The sequence below is a fragment of the Streptomyces poriferorum genome (assembly GCF_019399235.1).
In the GTDB taxonomy this organism is placed as follows: domain Bacteria; phylum Actinomycetota; class Actinomycetes; order Streptomycetales; family Streptomycetaceae; genus Streptomyces; species Streptomyces poriferorum.
This window is the reverse complement of the sequence record NZ_JAELVH010000382.1, coordinates 1-5,173: the sequence shown is the minus strand read 5'-3', so window position 1 is coordinate 5,173 and position 5,173 is coordinate 1. Positions and strand designations below refer to the sequence as shown.

Below are 5,173 nucleotides of genomic sequence, written 5' to 3'. Positions count from 1 at the left end.
TCCCGCTGCCGATCGATGTCTCCGCGCTGCGTACTCGTACCGACACGATCCCCGCGCTCCTCCGCGACCTCGTCCCCACCACCAGGCGGCGCAGTGCGGTCTCCAGGGCCGACGCGACGTCTCTGCGGCAGCGATTCGCGCAGGCCGATCAGGCAGGACAGGAGGCCCTCCTCAGGGCGCTCGTCATGGAGCGGGCGGCCGCGCTCCTCGGCCACAGCAGCGCGGACGCCCTCGACGCGGAACGGGACTTCCTGGAGGCAGGGTTCGACTCGCTGAGCGCGATGGAACTCCGTAACGCCCTGATGAAGGACACCGGACTGAGGCTGCCCCCCATGGTGGTCTTCGACAGCAAGAGCCCGGCCGAGCTCGCACGGCTGCTGCGCACGGATCTTCTGGAGGCAGGCTCCCTCGCGACCGGCGACACCGACGAACTGCGGGCATCAGCGGGGTCACCGGAGGGGCTCGGCGGAACGGGGGGCGCGACCGTCACCGGTGGGGCCGAGGCCGCTTCGGCCGGCAGGCCGCCCGAGACGCTCCGGGACCTGTTCCATGCCGCAGTCGTCTCCGGCCGCGCGGACAAGGGGTTCGCGCTCCTCCAGGCGGCCGCCGACGTACGGCCGGGCTTCGGCTCGGTGGACGAGATCGACCGGCTCCCCGCCGCAGTCCGTCTCGCGGACGCCTCCGAGGGACCGCATCTCATCTGCCTCAGCACGCCCATGGCCACCGGCGGTGTCCACCAGCACGCGCGGCTTGTGTCCCACTTCGGAGGCCGGCACAAGATATCCGCACTGCCCGTCCCCGGATTCCTCGCAGGCGAGAGCCTGCCCACGTCCTCCGACGCGGCAGTCCAGGCGCTCGCCCGGAGTGTGCTGGACACGGCCGACGGGAAACCGTTCGTGCTGCTCGGCTATTCGTCCGGAGGCACCCTCGCCTACGCCACCGCCGGACACCTGGAACGGGAATGCGGGGTGCGCCCGGCAGGCGTCATCCTGCTGGACACGTTCAAGGTCCACGACGGCGGCAGCGACGGCGTTCCTCTCGACGGCCTCGCACTCGGCATGTTCGACAAGGAAGCGGTCTTCGGCCGGTTCGACAGCAGCAGGCTCTCCGCGATGGGCCGCTGGGTGGAACTGGTCCCGCAACTCCCGCTCACGCCGGTCGAGGCTCCGGTGCTCTTCGTCCAGTGCACCCAGTCCTTCGTCCCGGACGGGGACGACGCGTCCCCCGACCTGCTCAGCGGCCGCGCCGAGCCCTGGGAGGCCGCCCACACCCTGCGGACCGTCCGCGCCAACCACTTCACCCTCGTCGAGGACCGCGCCGAACAGACCGCGCAGGTCATCGACGAATGGCTGGTATCGCACGGAACGGCGGCCGACGGCGGAGCGACCGGATGACCGAACCGGCGCAATACGGACCTGACCCATCGAATCGAAGCGAGGCGAAGTGACGTGACCGTGGCACCCAGCGCCAAGGGAACCCTGCCGTTCGGCGAGCACGAGACGTGGTACCGGGTGACGGGCGACCTTCGCTCCGACCGGCCCACGCTCGTCGTCGTGCACGGAGGACCGGGATCCACCCACGACTATCTGCAGAACCTCTCCGACCTGGCCGTCGACGGCTGGTCCGTCGTGCACTACGACCAGATCGGGAACGGCGGCTCGACCCATCTGCCCGACCGGGGAACGGACTTCTGGACGGTGGACCTGTTCGCCGCCGAACTCGACAACCTCCTCACGGGCCTCGGGATCGCCGACAACTACGTACTGTTCGGCCAGTCCTGGGGCGGCATGCTCATCACGCACCACGCCGCGGCGCGTCCGGCAGGTCTGCGCGGACTGGTCATCGCCAACTCGCCGGCCTCCTATCCGCTCTGGCTCCAGGAGGCCAAGGTCCTCCGGGACCAGCTGCCACCCGGTGTCAACGACACGCTGCTCAGGCACGAGGCTGCCGGAACCACCGAGTCGGACGAATACCACGCGGCCATGCGCACGTTCTACGAGCGCCACGTCTGCCGCCTCAAGCCCTGGCCGCGTGACTACCTGGCCTCGTTCTACGAGGTGTACAACGATCCCACCGTCTACTACGCGATGAACGGCCCCAGCGAGTTCCACGTGAACGGCACGCTGCGCGACTGGTCGGTCATCGACATCTGTCCCGACGTCGACGTGCCCACCCTGCTGATCTCCGGCCGCCACGACGAAGCCACTCCCGGGACGGTCCAGCCGTTCCAGGACCACATTCCGGGAGCGCGCTGGGAGATGTTCGAGGAGTCCAGCCACCTGCCGCATCTCGAGGAACCGGAGCACTTCCGGCAGGTCATGCGGACGTTCCTCGACGAGGTGGACCCGCGGGCGGGGCAGCCGGGGGCGTCCGCCCTGTCCGACCGGCCGTAGGCCGCATAGAGTGCCGCATAGAGTACGGACCGGCAGTGGTGCCGCTGTGGCGAACACCCCGGATGCCGCCCGGAGGGCGACAACATCCGGGACGCCGGCGGTCAGGTAGTCGCAAGGCGTGTCCGGAGTGGGTGTACGGGGTCCGGTCGCCGCCTGATGCGGCAGGGGTTGTCCCGGACAGGGGTCCGGGACTCGTTGAGAGGGTGTTTCCCATGGTCATTGGCCGCGTGGTGCGTTTCGACAGCGCGAAGGGTTACGGGTTCATCGCCCCCGACCATGGGGGCGAGGACGTCTTCCTGCACGTGAACGACCTCCGCATGGCCGAGGACGCTCTCCGGCCCGGCCTGATGGTCGAGTTCGAGATCGAGCAGGGCGACCGGGGCCTGAAGGCGTCCTCGGTGCGCCTGGCCGCGGGCAGCGGCATCGCGGCCGCGCAGGCTCCGGCGTCCGTCTTCACGCAGCGCTCCGAGCCCCTGAGCAGGCAGGCCACGGACGGCGACGACGTGTTGTGCGACGTGCTCAACGCGGAGGAGTACGTACGGGACGTCACGGAAGTGCTGCTGGAATCGGCCCCCGGGCTCACCGCGGCGCACATCCTCCAGGTACGCCAGGGGATGCTGCAGTTCGCCAAGAACCACGGCTGGATCGAGGGCTGAACGGGTAGTCGTACGCCGCGGCCCGGGACGACGGTCCCGGGCCTTCGGGCTGCTGCCCGGCTGTGACGAACCGCACCGGCCCCGGCCCGTCCGGGCCGGTGTTAGCGCCGGTTAACCTGCCTTCCATGACCGTAACCCTCGAAGTAAGCGGCGGCGTCGGCACGATCCGGCTGGACCGTCCTCCGATGAACGCCCTGGATGTCGCCACCCAGGACCGGCTGCGCGAGCTCGCCGAAGAGGCGTCCCGGCGCGACGACGTGCGTGCCGTGGTGCTCTACGGCGGTGAGAAGGTGTTCGCGGCCGGCGCGGACATCAAGGAGATGCAGGCGATGGACCACCCTGCGATGGTCGTGCGGTCCAAGGCGCTGCAGGACTCCTTCACCGCGGTGGCCCGGATCCCCAAGCCCGTCGTCGCCGCCGTCACCGGCTACGCGCTGGGCGGTGGCTGCGAACTGGCCCTCTGTGCGGACTTCCGGATCGCCGGCGACAACGCCAAGCTGGGGCAGCCGGAGATCATGCTCGGGCTCATCCCGGGCGCGGGCGGCACCCAGCGCCTGGCCCGGCTGGTGGGTCCCGCCAAGGCCAAGGACCTGATCTTCACCGGCCGCCACGTGAAGGCCGAGGAGGCCCTGGCCATGGGGCTGGTGGACCGCGTGGTCCCCGCAGCCGAGGTGTACGAGCAGGCGCACGCCTGGGCCGCCAAGCTGGCGAAGGGCCCGGCGCTCGCGCTGCGCGCCGCCAAGGAGGCCGTCGACGCGGGACTGGAGACGGACATCGATACCGGCCTCACGATCGAGCGGACCTGGTTCGCCGGCCTCTTCGCCACCGAGGACCGGGAGCGCGGAATGCGGAGCTTTGTCGACGAGGGTCCGGGCAAGGCCAAATTCCTCTGACCGAACGCCAGTTGGGAACGCCGGGGCGTGCGTTCATCCGTGTGGGCGGATTAGCTGAGCCTTAAGGCAACCTTAAGGCTCAGCCTCCCGTCGGTTCTGGCAAGCCCGTTCGGGCGTGGTATCCGTGCAGGTCAGCGTGGGTGCCCGATTGTGCATTCTGCCTCCGGCATATGCCTGGAGCCCTCTGCGGAATGTCTGATTCCGGGCCGGGGATTCCCGGGGAACGGCCACGGGACGCCCGCTGTGCAGCCATGATGGTGTCCATGGCGGGCCTGGAGGGTGTGGAGCAGCCGCGACAGCGCAGCAGCGCGACAGCGGCACGGAGGATGCCGGCCGTCGAGGACGAACAGGCGTTCAAAGCGCTGGAGTTGTTCGGAAATCCGACGGAGGGCGAAGTTCGGCTGCCCTCCCGCCCGGAGTCCGCGGCCACGGCCCGCAGGCTCACCTCCTGTGTGGTGCTGCGTCAGTGGGCGCTTTCCCCGCAGACCGCCGAGCATGCCGTCCTGCTGGTGTCCGAACTCGTCGGCAACGCCGTGCGGCACACCGGCGCCAGGGTCTTCGGCTTACGGATGGTGCGCCGGCGCGGCTGGATCAGGATCGAGGTGCGCGACCCCTCGCGCGGACTGCCGTGTCTGATGCCCGTGCATGTGATGGACATCAGCGGGCGCGGGCTCTTCCTGGTCGACAAGCTCTCCGACCGGTGGGGTGTCGACCTGCTGCCGCGGGGCAAGACCACCTGGTTCGAGATGCGCATCTCCGACCGCTGACGCACAGAAGCCCCCGGTCGGCCGGGGTGCGGCGCTGCGGGGGCTGCTGTGTGGGGACCGTGAAATGGGGGGTGTGTTCACGGCCGCTGATGACGACCTGGCCCGGGTCAATGGAGGGGTCGTGTCCCCGACTATGGCAGACGGGCGACACCATGGCCAAAGCGGCAATCGCTGATGCAGTGGACGAAACTGGGGCATTTCGTCGGTGAATCGTAGGTGTGCTGAGTCACTCGCCTGGCAATCAGTGCATGCATGGGGGATATCGCGAGTGATTCATTGATCGGTCGAGCGTGGCCGTGCGCATCCGTGTGACCTTCGGCGGCCCAGGTGGGTCATTTGTCATTTTCCTGACACAGCAGACTTAATGTTCTGCGCATGAACGCCCCCGACCGACCGGTGCACCGCCGCAGCGCCCTGCGTGCCGGAGCCTGCGCCGCCCTCGCGGCCGCCCTCGCCACCGGCTG

General features: G+C 69.4%; 5 protein-coding genes. All 5 read left to right on the top strand.

What is annotated here, in order from left to right; all coding sequences use genetic code 11:
* The coding region (locus JGS39_RS36320; protein ID WP_219574030.1) for an alpha/beta fold hydrolase at window positions 1-1,394 on the top strand (1,394 nt) is incomplete at its 5' end.
* A gap of 54 nt (window positions 1,395-1,448) precedes the next feature.
* Complete coding sequence (locus JGS39_RS36315; RefSeq protein ID WP_219574029.1) at window positions 1,449-2,393, top strand: proline iminopeptidase-family hydrolase; 945 nt, start codon at window positions 1,449-1,451, stop codon at window positions 2,391-2,393.
* A 212-nt stretch (window positions 2,394-2,605) separates the two neighbouring features.
* Complete coding sequence (locus tag JGS39_RS36310; protein WP_219574028.1) at window positions 2,606-3,049, top strand: cold-shock protein; 444 nt, start codon at window positions 2,606-2,608, stop codon at window positions 3,047-3,049.
* A 125-nt stretch (window positions 3,050-3,174) separates the two neighbouring features.
* Window positions 3,175-3,942, top strand: coding sequence for an enoyl-CoA hydratase/isomerase family protein (locus JGS39_RS36305; protein WP_148020811.1), 768 nt, complete (start codon window positions 3,175-3,177; stop codon window positions 3,940-3,942).
* A gap of 251 nt (window positions 3,943-4,193) precedes the next feature.
* Window positions 4,194-4,709, top strand: a complete 516-nt coding sequence (locus JGS39_RS36300; RefSeq protein ID WP_219574027.1) for an ATP-binding protein — start codon at window positions 4,194-4,196, stop codon at window positions 4,707-4,709.
* The last annotated feature ends 464 nt before the right edge of the window (window positions 4,710-5,173 follow it).

Excerpts from the sequence above, each read along its gene's own strand:
- JGS39_RS36300 (WP_219574027.1), top strand. The coding sequence starts at position 4,194 with ATGATGGTGTCCATGGCGGGCCTGGAGGGTGTGGAGCAGCCGCGACAG.
- JGS39_RS36305 (WP_148020811.1), top strand. The coding sequence starts at position 3,175 with ATGACCGTAACCCTCGAAGTAAGCGGCGGCGTCGGCACGATCCGGCTG.
- JGS39_RS36310 (WP_219574028.1), top strand. The coding sequence starts at position 2,606 with ATGGTCATTGGCCGCGTGGTGCGTTTCGACAGCGCGAAGGGTTACGGG.